Annotated in this window: 15 protein-coding genes; 6 read left to right on the forward strand and 9 right to left on the reverse strand. The window is 46.9% G+C overall.

The window, feature by feature from the left end; all coding sequences use genetic code 11:
• Positions 1 to 61: 61 nt before the first annotated feature.
• Entirely contained in the window at positions 62 to 1,861 is a 1,800-nt protein-coding gene (locus tag EJV45_RS14650; RefSeq protein WP_129716646.1) for a M56 family metallopeptidase, read from the reverse strand.
• Positions 1,861 to 2,229 carry a BlaI/MecI/CopY family transcriptional regulator gene (locus EJV45_RS14655; RefSeq protein ID WP_129716648.1) on the reverse strand — a complete coding sequence of 123 codons (369 nt, stop codon included), beginning with the start codon at positions 2,227 to 2,229 and terminating at the stop codon, positions 1,861 to 1,863. The genes EJV45_RS14650 and EJV45_RS14655 overlap by 1 nt, the downstream gene beginning before the upstream one ends.
• A 170-nt stretch (positions 2,230 to 2,399) precedes the next feature.
• Here EJV45_RS14655 and dprA point away from each other — a divergent pair, with 170 nt between their 5' ends.
• Positions 2,400 to 3,482: a DNA-processing protein DprA gene (dprA, locus tag EJV45_RS14660; protein WP_129716650.1), complete on the forward strand. Its 1,083-nt coding sequence runs from the start codon at positions 2,400 to 2,402 to the stop codon at positions 3,480 to 3,482.
• Between the two features lie 163 nt (positions 3,483 to 3,645).
• On the forward strand, positions 3,646 to 5,007 hold the full coding sequence (locus EJV45_RS14665; RefSeq protein WP_129716652.1) for a pyridoxal-phosphate dependent enzyme: 1,362 nt from the start codon (positions 3,646 to 3,648) through the stop codon (positions 5,005 to 5,007).
• A 154-nt stretch (positions 5,008 to 5,161) separates the two neighbouring features.
• Here the strand turns inward: EJV45_RS14665 and EJV45_RS14670 are convergent, their stop codons facing one another.
• From EJV45_RS14670 to EJV45_RS14690, 5 genes are all read right to left on the reverse strand, one after another.
• A complete protein-coding gene (locus EJV45_RS14670) occupies positions 5,162 to 5,968 on the reverse strand; it encodes a metallophosphoesterase (protein ID WP_129716654.1) in 807 nt (268 codons plus the stop codon).
• Positions 5,969 to 6,049: 81 nt separating this feature from the next.
• Positions 6,050 to 7,375, reverse strand: a complete 1,326-nt coding sequence (gene murA, locus EJV45_RS14675) for a UDP-N-acetylglucosamine 1-carboxyvinyltransferase (RefSeq protein ID WP_129716656.1) — start codon at positions 7,373 to 7,375, stop codon at positions 6,050 to 6,052.
• An 8-nt stretch (positions 7,376 to 7,383) separates the two neighbouring features.
• Positions 7,384 to 8,082: a DUF4290 domain-containing protein gene (locus EJV45_RS14680; RefSeq protein WP_129716658.1), complete on the reverse strand. Its 699-nt coding sequence runs from the start codon at positions 8,080 to 8,082 to the stop codon at positions 7,384 to 7,386.
• Positions 8,083 to 8,252: 170 nt separating this feature from the next.
• Complete coding sequence (locus tag EJV45_RS14685) at positions 8,253 to 10,535, reverse strand: ATP-dependent helicase (protein ID WP_129716758.1); 2,283 nt, start codon at positions 10,533 to 10,535, stop codon at positions 8,253 to 8,255.
• 63 nt (positions 10,536 to 10,598) lie between these two features.
• Positions 10,599 to 11,558, reverse strand: a complete 960-nt coding sequence (locus EJV45_RS14690; protein ID WP_129716660.1) for a GDSL-type esterase/lipase family protein — start codon at positions 11,556 to 11,558, stop codon at positions 10,599 to 10,601.
• Between the two features lie 151 nt (positions 11,559 to 11,709).
• On the opposite strand from EJV45_RS14690, the gene EJV45_RS14695 reads away from it, so the two are divergent.
• Entirely contained in the window at positions 11,710 to 13,086 is a 1,377-nt protein-coding gene (locus EJV45_RS14695; RefSeq protein ID WP_129716662.1) for a dipeptidase, read from the forward strand.
• Positions 13,087 to 13,134: 48 nt separating this feature from the next.
• Here the strand turns inward: EJV45_RS14695 and EJV45_RS14700 are convergent, their stop codons facing one another.
• The gene (locus EJV45_RS14700; RefSeq protein WP_129716664.1) at positions 13,135 to 14,373 is read right to left on the reverse strand and encodes a dicarboxylate/amino acid:cation symporter; all 1,239 of its coding nucleotides are present in this window, start codon (positions 14,371 to 14,373) and stop codon (positions 13,135 to 13,137) included.
• Positions 14,374 to 14,463: 90 nt separating this feature from the next.
• Positions 14,464 to 15,204, reverse strand: a complete 741-nt coding sequence (locus EJV45_RS14705; protein WP_129716666.1) for an SDR family NAD(P)-dependent oxidoreductase — start codon at positions 15,202 to 15,204, stop codon at positions 14,464 to 14,466.
• 74 nt (positions 15,205 to 15,278) lie between these two features.
• Here EJV45_RS14705 and EJV45_RS14710 point away from each other — a divergent pair, with 74 nt between their 5' ends.
• The 3 genes from EJV45_RS14710 to EJV45_RS14715 all read left to right on the forward strand — a co-directional run bounded on the left by EJV45_RS14710 (position 15,279) and on the right by EJV45_RS14715 (position 16,612).
• Positions 15,279 to 15,647, forward strand: coding sequence for a helix-turn-helix domain-containing protein (locus EJV45_RS14710; protein WP_129716668.1), 369 nt, complete (start codon positions 15,279 to 15,281; stop codon positions 15,645 to 15,647).
• An 85-nt stretch (positions 15,648 to 15,732) separates the two neighbouring features.
• Complete coding sequence (locus EJV45_RS19575) at positions 15,733 to 15,900, forward strand: hypothetical protein (protein ID WP_205942395.1); 168 nt, start codon at positions 15,733 to 15,735, stop codon at positions 15,898 to 15,900.
• A 4-nt stretch (positions 15,901 to 15,904) separates the two neighbouring features.
• Positions 15,905 to 16,612 carry a hypothetical protein gene (locus tag EJV45_RS14715; RefSeq protein WP_129716670.1) on the forward strand — a complete coding sequence of 236 codons (708 nt, stop codon included), beginning with the start codon at positions 15,905 to 15,907 and terminating at the stop codon, positions 16,610 to 16,612.
• Position 16,613: the final 1 nt, after the last annotated feature.

The following is a 16,613-nucleotide window of genomic DNA, read 5'->3' on the forward strand; positions in this document are numbered from 1 at the left end:
GACGAAATTTATATACATAAAAGCAAAGCCTCCGGTGTTCGCAGAGGCTTTACATGACTTGTCATTTATGCAGCGGTTTTCCTGTTACTGTTATGGATCTGAGTTCTTCCTGACTACGCGGCAGTACGGGTTTAGCCGGTTTAGCGCCGGGACCGCCGGGGCCAAAGCCGGTAACAGTAATTTCCTCCGGAGCAGATTTACGCGCCTGGCCAATAACAAGCTTCACCGCATTCTGCGTTTTTACTGTGCCCAAACCGGTAATCCTGATCGCTTGCAACCGTTCAGGCGCAGGGGCCGCAGGGACCATAGTCTGTGCATGAAGTTCCTTTCCTTCTACTATAACTTCCCTTTGTGCAGGCTTCATAATGGATGCCTGTTCAGCATTAAATGTGACCGCCTCCACTTCAGGTTTGCCTGTAAATGTTATCGAAACAGTCTTTTTACGTGCTGGCGGCGGTTCTACCGGCGGGGGTGGCGGAGCAACCTTTTTCGCTGCCCGGGAAGCCCTGGGCGGTGGCGGCGGAACGCTATTTTTGTCGTGCTCTGACCCTGCAGTTTTTGGATGAGCAGGCGGGGGTGGCGGTGCCAGCGGTTTTTTAGCTGTCCTGGCACCTGGGTGCGCCGGAGGAAGCGGAGCAGGCGGTGGGGGAAGCGGGTAGCCGAGAACACGAGCTTCTCTTCCGGTGATAACAACGGCGCCATATTGCCCGGCATTACCGTACTGCCTGGTTGCCTCGGCGGCATTTAAAGTCTGGATCCGGCTGGCTGCAACGACCCCACCTATTTCCGTGTTCCTGAGCGTCTTACCGTTTAAGACGATCAGTCTTTTCTCGGTCGAAACCGGCTGTCCGTTTGCATCTGATTTGAAAGAGATATAAAAATTTCGTTTACCGCTGCGGTCAGGTGCGGAAATCCGGATCTGTTTGACCGTGTCCTGTATCAAAATCTTTTCATGAGCCAGGTTTTCAGGTGCAAGATCGAATTTTTTGTAACCGGCGTTTTTGAACGCCATAGTCGAAACGGCTAACAGCATTACACCGATCGGTGCTGCAAGCAGGTACCTAAGGCGGCCCCGTTTGTCTGTCTTTTCTTTGTTTAACATGTTGATTCTCCTTTTTAATATTGATTGATTGAATATGTGATTGGTCAATTGAAGGTCTGGCATGCCATAGGTATTTTTAATCAGGAAGAGCGCATAGTCGTAGCGGCTGTTACCGAGCGTACTTTGCTCGTCTGCCTGGTACTCATGCAAAAGGCGCAGGTCCCGGCACAGCAGGTGAACGATCGGATTAAACCAGCCGATAATTCTGATGAATTCAAAAAAGATAACATCATAACTGTGTTTTTTCCTGATATGCGCCATCTCATGCTCTATGATTGTTTGCCGGTTCTGCGCACCTGTTGAAATGAACAGGGTGTTAAAAAACGAAAAGCCTGCATGTTTTGACGCTTGAAGTTCTACGATCTGCACACCCTGGTCGTAGTGACTCTGGTTTTTCCGGCGAAGCTGTAGAATCCTGAGAAAAGATAAAATCAGTTTTACCGTGAGCATGATCGCACCAACCAGATACAGCGCAACCAGGGTAGCGGCGGTCCATGCCTGATTCCAGACTAACGTTACGGGCTCGCTGCCGGCCGGGCGTTCCAACAAAACATAACGGACCTGCTGCGGTTGTCCTGAGAGCAGTATGCTTAACTGCCCGGCCTGGCAGAGCGGCAGCACAAATGACAGCGCGACGGCTATGAATAAATACAGACGGTTAAGGCCATAGAATGTTTGTGGGTGCAAAGCGAACCGGTAAAACGCATAAAATATACAGAGATAGCAGTTTGCTTCGAATAGATAGGTTAGCGTTTCCATCAGTCTTTGTTTTTGAGTTGTTCAGCAAGACGGATTAAATCATCAAGCTCTTCAGGGTTGAGATTTTTCTCTTTAACCAGAAAAGAAACCAGACTTTCATAAGAATTTTCGAAATAATTGTTCATCACCTTATCGAAGGCAAAGTGTTTATATTTTGCTTCGCTGATTAGCGGGAAATAAATATGTGTATTGCCGACGGCCTTATGATCTATGAAACCCTTTCCTTCCAGCACGCGGACAACGGTCGAAACCGTATTATATGCCGGTCTGGGTTCAGGCAGCCGCTCTAAAATATCTTTAACCAATGCCTCTCCGATTTCCCATAAGATGAGCATGATTTGTTCTTCTGCTTTTGTAAGTTCCCGCATAAGTTTGATCGTTTTTCTAAAGGTACTACTATTTTTATAGTTTGCAAACTATTTTTATAGTTTGTAGAGGCCTATGCTGTTTTGATCTATATCAGTAATTTATAGCGTAAAAAATTAATTAATATTTTAATTTATATGCGAAATTAGTAAATTTGGGTAGATAGAATTGTATGTTACATCAGCTTGCTTTAGGTTTTACGCGTTTCATCGGTCCGGTTAGTACAAAGGCATTAATTAATCATTGTGGAAGTGCGGAAGCGGTATTCAGCACTTCGGAAACGCAGTTGCTTGATATTCCGGGAATTCACAAACGCATTGTTTCCGGTCTGCTGGATCCTTCCGTTATGAGAAGGGCAGAAGAGGAGCTTAAATTTATAGACCGGCACCAGGTGAAGGTTCTTTTTTATGGAGATCAAGAGTACCCGAAGCGCCTGATGAACTGCTGCGATGCCCCGCCGTTGCTGTATTACAAGGGTACAGCTGATCTGAATGCGCAGAAGATCATTGCGGTTGTCGGCACCAGAAAGATGACGCCCTACGGGCAACGGGTTTGTGAAGAACTCATGGCTGAGTTAGCGGCGTACAATGTGATTACCATCAGTGGTTTAGCCTATGGTGTCGATGCTGCCGTGCACCGGCAAAGTGTACAACACGGCGTGCCAACCATCGGTGTGCTGGGGCATGGCCTGGATACATTGTACCCCAGAAGCCACCTCGAGCTTTCCCGTAAAATGGCTGTATCCGGCGGGCTGCTGACCGAGTTCCCTACGGGTACACTTCCCGACCGAAGTAATTTCCCGATGCGTAACCGGATTATTGCCGGCATGGCAGATGCTGTAATTGTTGTGGAAGCTTCCAGGAAAGGTGGGGCATTGATTACCGCAGACCTTGCCAATTCTTATTTCAGGGATGTCTTTGCCTATCCCGGGCGTGCCGGTGATGAGTTCTCCGAAGGTTGCAACTTTCTCATCAGAAGTAACCGCGCAGCTCTGATTACGTGTGCTACAGACCTTATCAATGCGCTTAACTGGGGTAATCGCGAAGTTTTATCGAATGTTCAGGCAAGTCTGCCACTGGCGTTAAACGACGAGGAGCGGCTGCTTACCGAATCCCTGCGAGAGGGGCCATTATCTGTCGATGAACTATGTTGTCGCCTTGATATGCCCCAAAGCCGGCTGTCGGTAGTGTTACTTAACCTGGAGATGCAGGGAATTTTGATCGCCCTTCCGGGAAAACGCTATCGCATTGCCTGAATATGAGCAAACATCATGGTCGGGATTCAGAATATTTAATATATATTCCCTATAACATTTATAGATATTAGAATAAAATTCTGTTAACGCTTCATATCTGTAATTATATATCGAATTCATGGTTTGTTGTGAAATAGCTGCCTTGAATCTGTAAATTTGAAGCATGTGGTACAACAACATACTCGAGACAATCGGTAACACGCCTCTGGTGAAATTGAATACAATTACCCGTGGTGTGCCCGGTACGATTCTGGCCAAGATCGAAACGACTAATCCGGGAAATTCGATCAAAGATCGGATGGCGGTTAAAATGATCGAAGATGCAGAGCGAAGCGGAAAGCTGAAGCCGGGGGGGACAATTATTGAAGGCACATCTGGCAATACCGGGATGGGACTTGCTATGGCTGCCATTATCAAAGGATACAAATGTATTTTCACTACGACTGATAAACAGTCGAAAGAGAAGGTGGATGCACTCCGGGCATTTGGTGCCGAGGTAATCGTTTGCCCAACGAATGTTGAACCGGAAGACCCCCGTTCTTATTATTCCGTCTCTTCCAGACTGGAACGGGAGGTGCCTAATTCCTGGAAACCCAATCAGTACGATAATCTCTCTAATTCGCAGGCGCATTACGAGCAGACCGGTCCGGAGATCTGGGCGCAAACAGAAGGCAAGATTACACACCTTGTAGTTGGGGTAGGCACAGGTGGTACCATCTCCGGAGCCGGAAGATTCCTTAAGGAACAGAACCCGGATATTAAGATCTGGGGAATTGACACCTATGGCTCCGTCTTTAAAAAATACAAGGAGACCGGGATATTCGACAAAAACGAAATCTATCCGTATATCACAGAAGGCATAGGCGAAGATTTTCTCCCGGCTAATGTAAATTTTGACGTGATTGACCTTTTTGAGAAGGTGACAGATAAAGACGCGGCATTAACTACCCGGGATATTGCGCGGCGGGAGGGAATTTTTGTCGGCAATTCGGCTGGGGCGGCGGTAGCAGGCCTGCTCCAACTTAAACACCTGCTAAAACCGGACGATCTTGTAGTCGTTATCTTCCACGACCACGGCAGCCGGTATATGGGCAAGATGTACAATGAAGACTGGCTTCGTGAACGCGGCTTTCTTAAGGACGAAAAACTTACAGCTAAGTCAATCTTACAGAAAAAGGAGCAAAAGGAAATTGTCCTTATCGACTCAGAAAAATCCGTCCTTGAAGCGATCAACACGATGAAATCGCTGAACATCTCGCAAATTCCGGTTACTCAGCAAGGCATGGTTGTTGGCAAAATAGCAGAAAGTGATATTCTCAGCGCATTGCTGGAACGACCGGGATTGAAGACAGCGCCGGTTCATGAGATCATGACAGCAGGTTTTCCTTTCGTCGACCTCAACACGTCAATAGATAAAATATCCTCATTAATTAACCGTGAAAATGCGGCCGTTCTCGTCGAGGATGAACAAGGGGATATTGAGATTATTACGCAGTATGACATCATTAATGCTATATCTGCTTAGCAATAAGTCGCATCATACCTCAGTGTGACTTTTAGCGAAATGATAATTAAAGCCTCAGTTTGTTGTCAAATTGAGGCTTTTTTATCTTTAAGGGATCCGCTAAATTTGTCGGAGCCGAAGAGACCGACGACTTACCCGTACACGGCGACTGTGCTTATTTTATTTCGGCACGGTTCATTGCTTCCGCGGGATTCATGATCCAGGTGCGAATCGTATTGTCTTCAAGTAATTCAACCACTCTGAAGCCTTTGTATGCGGTTCCCCAGTCTCCGCCAAAGTGGGCGTCAAATACGAAATTCAGCCCACGATGTGTTTTTATTCCCTCCTCATCATGGTCATGCCCATTAAAGACGCAGCGCACATTGGGATATGCTGCCAACAAGTCCAGGAAGTCCGGGCAATTAATGCCGTGCTTTGTTAACTTCGCCGGGTTGATATGTATGAATATAAAAATGTTTTTTCTGTCTTTGTGAAGCTCGAGCTTTTCTTTGAACCAGGCCTGGTCCGGACAAATGTATTCACCTTTTTCGTTTGAGGTGGTGCCAACAAGAAAGGCGGTATCAGCAAATATGAAATCGTAATTTACGGGCATGCCCCAGATTTGCTGCCATTCTGATGCTGTTACAAGGTCATGATTTCCCTGGTTGACGTAAAGCTTTGGCTGCAGGCCGGTGAGGATCTGCTGAACCGCAGGATACAACCTCTTGTCATTATGAATAATGTCTCCATTGATCAGGCAAAAAGAGAAAGGGGTATCCTTGTGTGCCCGGTTGATGTGGTCTACAAAGGTTTTAAAATTCAGATCGAATGGTGTTCCGGCTTGTCCATAATGGCCGTCTGATGCGACGGCGAATCTCAGCTTAACTTTGGCGTTCCGCCAGACCGCCCCGCGAGCTATATTCCCGTTTGCCATTAGCAGCACTGCAGGTATGGCAATCTCAAGAAATTCTTTTCTTTTCATTATCGCAGCTTTGGCTAAATGTAGGGCTTTGTGTGTTAACAAAAAAGGAAGCCTTTGTGAAGCTTCCTTTTCAATTACGATCTAGTGACCAGGATTGGCCGCATCGACACGCCTGATCTTTGCGCCCAGCGCGCGCAGCCGCGTATCTATATCCTGATAACCACGCTCAATCTGCTCAATATTAAATATGGTAGACTGGCCTTCGGCAGATAGTGCTGCAATAAGCAGTGATACACCAGCCCGTATATCTGGAGATGTCATGCTAATGCCGCGCAGTTTATATTTTTTATCAATTCCGTTTACAGTCGCGCGGTGCGGATCACAGAGTATGATCTGTGCACCCATATCGATCAGTTTGTCGACAAAGAACAGCCGGCTTTCAAACATCTTCTGATGTATAAGAACTGAGCCTCTTGCCTGCGTTGCCACAACCAGAACGATACTGAGCAAATCTGGAGTGAATCCGGGCCATGGAGCGTCTGCTATCGTTAATATAGACCCGTCGATGAAGGTATCTATAACATAGTTCTTTTGAGAAGGAATATAAATGTCATCTCCGCGAAGTTCGAACTGTATGCCGAGGCGTTTAAAAACGTTAGGGATCACGCCCAGTTCATTATAACAAACATTTTTGATGGTAATTTCAGATTCAGTCATGGCAGCAAGACCAATGAATGAGCCGATTTCAATCATATCTGGCAACATACGGTGTTCCGTTCCCCCAAGCTCTGTTACACCTTCAATAGTTAGCAGGTTTGAGCCTATTCCTGAGATTTTCGCACCCATGCGGTTGAGCATCTTGCAAAGCTGCTGAAGGTATGGTTCACAGGCGGCGTTGTAAATTGTTGTTGTACCCTTAGCCAGTACAGCAGCCATAACAATGTTTGCTGTTCCCGTCACTGATGCTTCATCGAGAAGGATATAAGTGCCTTTCAGGTTCGTTGCATCTACATTGAAAAATTCTTTCTTTGAATCGTAGATGAATTTAGCACCCAACTTCTCAAAACCAAGAAAATGGGTATCGAGTCGGCGGCGACCTATTTTATCGCCCCCGGGTTTTGGAATTGCAGCTTTGCCGAAGCGGGCCAGCAAGGGGCCAACGATCATGATTGATCCCCGCAGGCCGCCGCCTTTTGCCTTGAACGTGTCTGACTGGAAAAAGTCGAGGTCGATGTTTGCGGCTTCGAAACTATAGGTGTCTTTCGAGAGTCTCTCTACAACAACGCCAAGGTCGCCGAGTAACTCAATTAGTTTGTTTACATCCTTGATATCCGGAATGTTGCTTATCGTAACCTTTTCACTGGTTAACAAAACGGCCGAAATAATCTGCAGGGCCTCATTTTTTGCTCCCTGTGGCGTAATCTCGCCCTTTAGTTTTATACCGCCTGTAATTTCAAATGCATTCATGCTGAAGCCTAGTGTCTTTGTTTGTTGTTATTGTTGTTATTGCTGCGCTGGCGATTCTGGTTATTGTTCTGCCGGTTCTTGTTGTTGCCGTTATTCTGGTTGTTGTTTTGCCGGCGGTTCTGATTCTGATTGTTGTTTTGGCGGGGGTTTACCGGCCTGAACTCAACCTTATTCAGATTTACGTTCTCCTGCAGCTGGAGGTTGCCACCGGAAAGGTCATGCAGATCTTTCAGAATGGTTTCATCAGAAACGTTGTCCTTGTTCCATGTTACATAGGCCATTTTCATAAAATTTGCTATGCTCTGTACCATAGCGGCCTTGCGTTCAGGTTCTTCGATCTCCTTAGCACGTTCAATTAGTGTCTCAACCGTTTTACCATAATGTTTATAGGTAATGCGTTGCTGCGGGTAACCGATATGATCCGGTCTGATGTTTTCATTTTCCGGTAGCGGCTTCGGATAGGGGCTGTCTACATCGATCTTGTAACCGGAAATAATGTGCAGGTGATCCCAAAGCTTGTGTTTGAAATCTGCCACATCCCGAAGGTGCGGGTTTAAAAAACCCATGAGGTCTATTACAGCCTGGGCGTATTTGTTCCGTTCTTCAATGGTGGGCAATTCACAGATGTACTTGACCATATTCTGAACGTTGCGGCCATACTCTGATAATATCAGGTGACTGCGTGTGGTGTTGTAATCGAAATTCATTGTTTATATACAGACAATCATCAAGACTGTCTTTGCTTTAAAGGTAAGTAACTATTACGCTGATAATTTTCTTCAGAACAGACAGCGAGGCCGGCGGGAATTGCCGGTTGCTTCAATTGATCAGCCTGGACAAATATAACAACTTACCCAGATTGCGCAACCTTGCAACGCTAATCTTTTTTGATCATCAGTTTGGCAAACTTTAGCAATAACTGTTTGTTGCCGAGTCCCGGGAAAAAAACAGTAGCCTTTACGTCAGGAAGACTGCCTTCAAGATTAATGATCTTTCCGAAACCAAATTTTTCATGTTCAACTTCCATGCCGGTCTGAAATGCGGCCGGTTGATCGGGCGCAAATCCCGGAGAAGGAATATGTGCCTTGGGAAGGATTGATGTAGTTTTCGGCGGAGCGGCAGGCTTGGGTCTGCTAAACACATCACGCTGGGGCGATGATGTCCATGTGCGGCGCTCATCATCAAAATTTCCTTCAAGTACATTACTTTTTGCCGGTTTCATATCAAGCTCCAGATACCTGGGATTGATCTCGTTAATGAAACGGCTCGGCTCGCATGTTGTGAGTGTACCCCAACGATAGCGGGACGTTGCATAGGTAAGCGTGAGTTTCTTTTCTGCTCGCGTAATGGCGACGTAAAACAGTCGGCGCTCTTCTTCAAGATCTGTACGGGAGCTGAGCGATAGCTGTGAAGGAAACAGGTTTTCCTCGAGTCCGACGACAAATACATTCTTGAATTCCAATCCCTTGGCAGAGTGGATGGTCATGAGTGATACCGTATCGCGGTCTTTATCTTTGTCGTTATCATCGTTGGTTAACAGGGCAACATCCTGCATAAAGATAGCCAGGCCCTTGTCTTCGATATCTTCACGCTCAGCAAACTCTTTGATACCGTTCAATAACTCCTGAATGTTCTCGTAACGGGCCCGACCCTCAATACTGTCGTCGTTGTATAATTCTTTCAGGATGCCGGTATGCTGCGCAATATATAAAGCGGTTTCGTAAGCATCGCTTTTTTTCGCCTCGGCCTGAAAACTTTGAATCAGCGTAGCAAAATCTTTCAGTGGTGCGGCAACACGGCCTTCCAGATACATATGCGGATGGCAAATTACTTCCCACATGGTTTTGTCATGCTGATCGGCGGCCACGATGATCCGCTCTACCGACGTATCGCCGATACCTCGTTTCGGGTAATTGATCACCCTTTTTAGCGCTTCCTCATCGCTGGGATTAAAGGTAAGCCTGAAATATGCGATCAGATCTTTGATCTCCTTGCGCTGGTAAAAGGAAAGACCGCCATAAATTTTATAGGGTACGTTTAACTTACGTAAGGCCTCCTCCATGGCTCTCGACTGCGCATTTGTGCGATAGAGAATGGCAAAGTCATGAAACAGGATTCCTTTCAGACTGCGTTCCTGTACAATGGCTTCAGCAACCAGCTTGCCTTCTTCGTTGTCGGTAAAGGCACGCTGCACCTTGATCCGGTCGCCCGGCTCATTATCAGAAAAAACGTTTTTCTCGAGCTGGTTTTTGTTGTTTGCAATAATACTGTTTGCTACTTCAACGATGTTCTGTGTAGACCGGTAATTTTGCTCAAGTTTATAAACCTTCAGGTCAGGATAGTCACGCTCAAAATTGAGTATATTCTGAATATTGGCTCCGCGGAACGCGTAAATACTTTGCGCATCGTCGCCTACTACGCAGATGTTCTGGTATGCAGCAGCAAGTTTTTTTACAATCGTGTACTGGGAAAAGTTTGTATCCTGATACTCGTCTACCATGAGATAACGAAACTTTTGCTGGTACTTGTTGAGTACATCGGGATGGTTTTTCAGCAATACATTCGTTTTGAAAAGCAGATCGTCAAAATCCATAGCGCCCGCTTTAAAACAACGTTTTGTATAGGTTTCATAAATCTGCCCAAGCATCGGACGTTTGTTAGAGGCATCTTCAGCCTGAATCTGATCATTGTTTATATACTCAGATACCGAGATCAGGTTGTTCTTTGCAGACGAAATGCGGTTATACACAAAATTTGCATTATACAACTTATCGTCAAGCTGCATTTCTTTCAGAATGGCCCTGATCAGACTTTTGCTGTCATCGGTGTCATAGATCGTGAAGTTTGACGGATAGCCAATTTTTTCTGCCTCAACACGCAGGATTTTCGCAAAGACAGAGTGGAAGGTTCCCATCCAGATGTTTTTCGCTTCTGCGCCAACCACCTTTGTGATCCGCTCGCGCATTTCTTTGGCGGCTTTGTTTGTAAATGTAAGTACCAGAATGTTGAAAGGATCTGTTCCCGTGCGAATAAGATGTGCTACACGATAGGTGATAACCCGGGTTTTACCAGAGCCCGCGCCTGCAACAATCATAACCGGTCCTGTCGTATTCTCTACTGCCGCACGTTGCTGCGGATTAAGTCCTTCTAAGTAATTCAACATACAAAAAATTGGTCTGCAAAATTACAAAAAATAGGCCTAAGCGGGGCCCTTTGTGTAAAACTAATGGACGACGATAAACTTTTTTACCGCCTGGTTCACACCAGATTCTGTGGTAACACGGAGAATATAGACGGCGGGCTGCAGCGTGCTTACATTCACTTCGAGTGTGTGTTTGCCATTGTTCAGGTATTCGTTCAGTACCGTTCGCACAACGCGGCCGTGCAGGTCATAGATCCGCATAAGCACCTTGTCGGCCTCAGGCAGAACGAGGTCGATCCGGGTGACGTCATTTGCAGGGTTAGGGTAATTTTGCGTGACTGTAAAAGCAAGAAAACGGTCTGAAATAGCCCGGTTGATGGCGTCAAAGATGATGAAACTAATGAGCCGGTAACCGCGCGCATTAGGGTGAATGGCATCCTGGTAAAGCGAAAAGTCGCGCCGGAGCACCACATTGATATCTGCCAGGTATATCTTGTATTCCCGTGCAAGGTTGCGGTAGGCAGTATTAAGCAGCCGGATCTGCACATTTGTCCGGGCGTTAACCCCGTTGTTACGGTCATCAAAATTCTGCAGCGTGCCCAGCACCGGAACCAATCCTGCCCGCATCGATCGCTCGATGATCTGGCGCATGTTAGCAACGGTTTGCTCGATCGTCAGCCTGCCGTTTGCGATCTGGCTGGCATCGTTGGCGCCCATCAGGATAAAAATAAACCCGGTTCGGTTGGCTATGGCTTTATCAATACGAAGCAGGCCCTGGGCTGTTGTCTCACCGCCAATACCTTCATTGGTGATGTTGATGCTTTTTCCTGCATAACAGCGAAGAAAATGCTGTTCAAGAAACGACTGAAAGTTGAATCCATTAATGCCCTGAACCGTACTTGCGCCGAAGGTGACAATATTTATACTGTCTTTGGCGTAAAACTGGGCAGCTTCCGGACAGCTGGCCGGCGTGGTCTGCGCCCGAACAAAAGAAAAAAACAGGGAAAGAATAATGCTCAGTGTAAGGGCCTTAATCGTCATGTTTTTACCAGTATCCTTGTCCTTTGTAATTGGAGCACAAAGATATCAGAATATTTTGCTTTTCTGATCATCGCTGTTTTGGGGGGCCAACTTCTTCGGTACGTTTTGTCGTTGGTGTGCAAAGCCTATATTTGCCTAAAATCAAATTGTTATGCAAGTGATTAAAAATTACGTGGAGCAAAATAAGCAGCGGTTTCTTGATGAGCTGTTTGAATTGCTGAGGTTCCAGTCGGTAAGTGCCGATCCGAAATACAAAGATGATGTACTTAAGACTGCGGCTTTTGTCGCTGAAAAGCTGAAAGATGCTGGTGCGGATAAGGTAGAGGTATGCGAGACAGCAGGATATCCAATTGTTTATGGCGAAAAGATGGTTGATGCGTCGTTGCCGACCGTACTGGTTTATGGCCATTATGATGTTCAGCCGCCCGATCCGCTTGAGTTATGGCATACACCGCCGTTTGAACCGACTGTGCGCGATGGTAAGATTTACGCAAGAGGCGCCTGCGATGACAAAGGCCAGTTTTATATGCATGTAAAGGCATTCGAACTGATGATGGAAACAGGAACGCTTGCCTGCAATGTGAAATTTATGATCGAGGGTGAGGAGGAGGTCGGATCAGCGAATCTGGGAATCTTTGTGAAAGAGAACCAGGAACGTTTGAAAGCAGACGTGGTTCTCATTTCAGACACGTCAATGATCAGTATGGAACATCCCTCTATTGAAACCGGGCTCCGTGGTCTGGCCTATATGGAAGTAGAGGTTACCGGCCCGAACCGCGATCTGCATTCGGGTGTTTACGGAGGTGCAGTGGCTAACCCGATCACCATGCTTTGCAAAATGATCGCCAGCCTGCACGATGAGAATAACCACATAACGATTCCGGCATTTTATGATAAAGTTGCCGATTTGTCTGAAGAGGAGCGCAGCGCGCTAAATTCGGCACCTTATGATGAGGAAGAATATAAACAGGACCTCGACATTGCTGAGGTTTGGGGTGAAAAAGGTTACTCCACGCTTGAGCGCACAGGCACACGACCTACGCTTGAAGTAAATGGCATCTGGGGCGGCTATACAGGCGAAGGTGCAAAAACTGTATTGCCATCGAAAGCATTTGCAAAAATTTCCATGCGACTGGTTCCGCATCAGAATTCTGAAGAGATTGCAGCTATTTTCAGCAAACACTTTGAGGAAATTGCACCGGCGGGTGTCCGCGTTAAGGTTACACCACACCACGGCGGCGAACCGGTTGTTACACCGACCGACAGCATTGCCTACCGCGCGGCAGAAAAGGCAATCGAAACTTCATTCGGCAAACAGGCTATTCCAACACGTGGGGGAGGGAGTATTCCGATCGTTGCACTGTTCGAAGAAGTTCTGGGTATCAAAACCGTGCTTTTAGGTTTCGGCCTCGACAGCGATGCCCTGCATTCGCCCAATGAAAAATATGATATTTTTAATTATTACAAAGGTATTGAGACGTTGCCGCTGTTCCACCAATATTACGCCGAGCTGAGCAAAGGCGAATAAGCGGACCGGTTTATCATGCTTATGCCTCCTCTAAGCGAGGGGGCTTTTTTATGTACTTGCTTCCGGCGCTGCTTTCAGGTCCATCCAATTTTTGCCTTCGGTGAACCGCGCAACGAGCATGGCTGCGACTGTATCCCCGGTTGAGTTCAAAAGAGTTGCAAGCGGGTCTACAAGCGTTCCGATGATCATGGCAGGGGGTAACGCCTCCGGCGGAAAACCGTAAGCCGATATGAACAGCAGTTCACCTACATAACCGCCGTTTGGTATGCCACCTTCCACAATGCTGACCAGCACGGTCATGCCCAGGGCAAGCAGAATGGCATCGACGCTGTTGAAATCCCTCCCGAAAAGTGCAAACACGACAGCCATTTTTACGATGGAGGAAATGCTTGAACCATCTTTATGCAGGGTGGCTCCAAGGGGCACCGCTACATTGGTGATATAATCGGGAACGCCCATTTTTTTTGCGGCATCAAGATTTGCCGGAATATTCGCAATGCTGCTGCATGTGCCGATCGCTGTAGCCGAGGGCACGATGTTATTGGTCCAGTAACGTCTAAAACCCCTGACCCCGCCGGCCACAAATGCATAGACACTGAAGAGCGCGAAAAAATAAAAAATACCAAACCCGTAATATAGTCCGAGTGACCGGGCGTAAGCGCCAAATAACTGCGGACCAAACACGCCCACCTGATAGGCAAAATAGGCGCCCAGTCCGACGGGCCCCAGCTTCATGATCAGGATAAAGACATGTTTGAAAACTTCATTGCCCTCATTCAGGAAGCGTACAAAACCACTCGCCTTATTTCCTGCGCGTAGCGTGGCAAACCCGATCAGTACCGAAAATATGATCATGGCCAGCATGCTTCGCCTTGAAAGAAGCTGGTAAAACTCATCAGTAGTGAACAGTTGAGTCAATTGGTCTGCGAATGGTTTTTCGTCGATCTTTTCGGTAATTTTTAGCGCCTGCAGCTGTTCATGAATTGGAAACAGCCGCACAGCCATAATGGTAAGAAAAGCTGATATCAGAACAGTTGCCACGAACACAATGGCCATGATACCCATCATGCGGCTGAGTTTGTTTGTCTGGCTTATCCCCGCAATGGCCGAAGCAACAGAGAAAAACACGAGCGGAATCACCGCTGTAAAGAGCAGGTTCAGAAAGATATCGCCTATAGGCTTCAGTACAACCACGTCTTTACCAAAAACCAAACCGGCGATGCTGCCAAGTAAAATGCCGGCCAGCAGCAAAATTATACCGCTATAGTTTTTGTAGAAATTGTTCATCCCCCGAAGATAAGAAAAAGGGACGCGTAACAAACATGCCGGCGGCGCTTTATGATGCTCTAGCAAGCTTCCGCCGGCAGCTTGATGAAATTAACAATTTGTACCGCCATCTATGGTAAACTCTGCCCCCGTAACATACCCGCTTTCCGCGCCGGCGAGGTAAGCCACCAGTGCAGCGATGTCTTCAACAGAACCAAAACGATCAAGGGCCATCAGGTCGATTTGTCCCGCCGCCATGGGACCGTTTGCCGGGTTCATATCGGTATCTACAGGGCCGGGATGTACGATGTTGACGGTTATTTTTCTTGGACCTAAGTCTCTGGCCATTCCTTTTGTGAGGCCAGCGAGTGCACTTTTGGTCATGGCATACAGCGAGCCGCCCGGATGGGGAATACGGTTGGCCTGGCAGCTGCCGATGTGAATGATCCGGCCGCCTGCCTGCATCTGCTCCAAAACTGCCTGCGAGGCGACAAATACGCTGCGGATGTTTACCCCGACGATCAGCTCGAACTGTTCAAGGCTGAGCTGCATGAAGTCGTCGTAAAAAGCGATTCCCGCGTTATTTACGAGAATGTCTATGGTTCCTAAATGCTGCACAGCCTGCTGGACGGCAGCCCTAACCGCCTGCGGATCGTTGCTGTCGGCGCGGAGTGCGAGTGCACGTGCACCCGAGTCACGTAACAACTGTGCCTGCTGTTCAGCTGCCTGCGCTGAGTGCTGGTATGTAATTGTAACATTCGCACCCTCCCTGGCAAGCCGCAATGCAATCCCGGCACCGATACCGCGACTGCCGCCGGTAACAAATGCATGTTTGTTTTTTAACTTTTTCATGCTCAAATCTATCTCATCGTAGGTATTTTTGCTGGTACTGATCAAATTGTTAGGTGCTTACAAAACGGTAAGAAATGAGAAAGGAAAGTTCTACAAACAGTTTAAATATAGACGCACTGACAAAAAACTGCGGCATGGTGAATGCACTCAGCATGATAGGCGGGCGGTGGAAACCGGCTATCCTCTACAGTCTGACCGACGGCCGGCAGCGGTACAGCGCGCTCCGGAAGGGCATACCGCGGGTCTCTGAAAGAATGCTTGTTAAACACCTGAGGGAACTGGAACTTGACGGCCTGGTCAGAAGGATTGTATATCCGGAAGTTCCGCCGCGGGTAGAATATGAACTTACTGAGAGAAGTACAGATTTGCTGCCGGTTCTTAACCTTTTATCAGAATGGGGTTATAAGAACCTGCCTGCCGGCGCAACCGGTAACGCCACGTAAAAGACTGCCCTGCAAAACATATTCAGGGTGTTTAATTGTTTGTTATTTGGTTGTTTTTCAAGTTAATAATAAGTACATTTGGTGTATGAGCGAAAAAACCGATATCGATCAAATTATTCAGTCTGATAGCAGCGGGAAACTTTTTATTAACGCTCCCGATTTCTTTAATCAGCCGAAAATTCAGCAAATGATCAGCTCGATCATGGAGTCGAACGTATTCAAAAAAATAGTAAAGGAAAAGCATAAAAAATAATTTTATGCCTTTTAACCTCCTGCTTTTTCCCCTTGTTGGCGGTTATTACATTCTCATCCGGTTTGAATATCTTAGGTATATCCAATACAGACTCGAAAGTCAGCGTATTTTGCTCAATTCCGCCTTTGCCGGTATTATCCTGCTGGTTGTCTGTTTTTTGCTAAGGGCTGTTGCCAATTATTTTTTTCCGGTGCTGATCAAAGACCTCGGAGCCCTGATGCCCGTAAAGTCTGCTTACTTCGGTACAACCAGTCTGTCGCTGGTAGCCGCTGTTGCCGGTACGGAAATAGCAAACCTGTTTGTTGACAGAAAAAAGGCCATCCGCAATTCGCTTAAAAAGGCTGGGAATGAGTTTGAATTGCTTATGAGCACGTCGTTTTTTGATCGGCATCTGCTGCAATTTACCATGGACAGCGGCAAGGTTTATATCGGTTGGGTCAAAGAGCTTCCGAAACCATTTACAACTAACTATATCCGGATAACCCCGGCGCTGAGCGGTTATAGAAATGAAGCAAAGGAATTGATCTTTACAACCCAGTATCTGACTGTTTATGCCTCTTACATTGCTGACGGTTCGGTAAAAAATGAAACCGAATTGAAAACGGACCTCGTGCTGAAGGTCGACAAAATCAATTCGGTTTCTTTTTTTGATATGGAAATGTATAAGCGATTTAATCCTGACGAAGAGGAGGCGGCTGATGTGCCTGCGTAAA

Source organism: Pedobacter sp. SYP-B3415 (assembly GCF_004138205.1).
Taxonomy (GTDB): Bacteria; Bacteroidota; Bacteroidia; order Sphingobacteriales; family Sphingobacteriaceae; genus Pedobacter.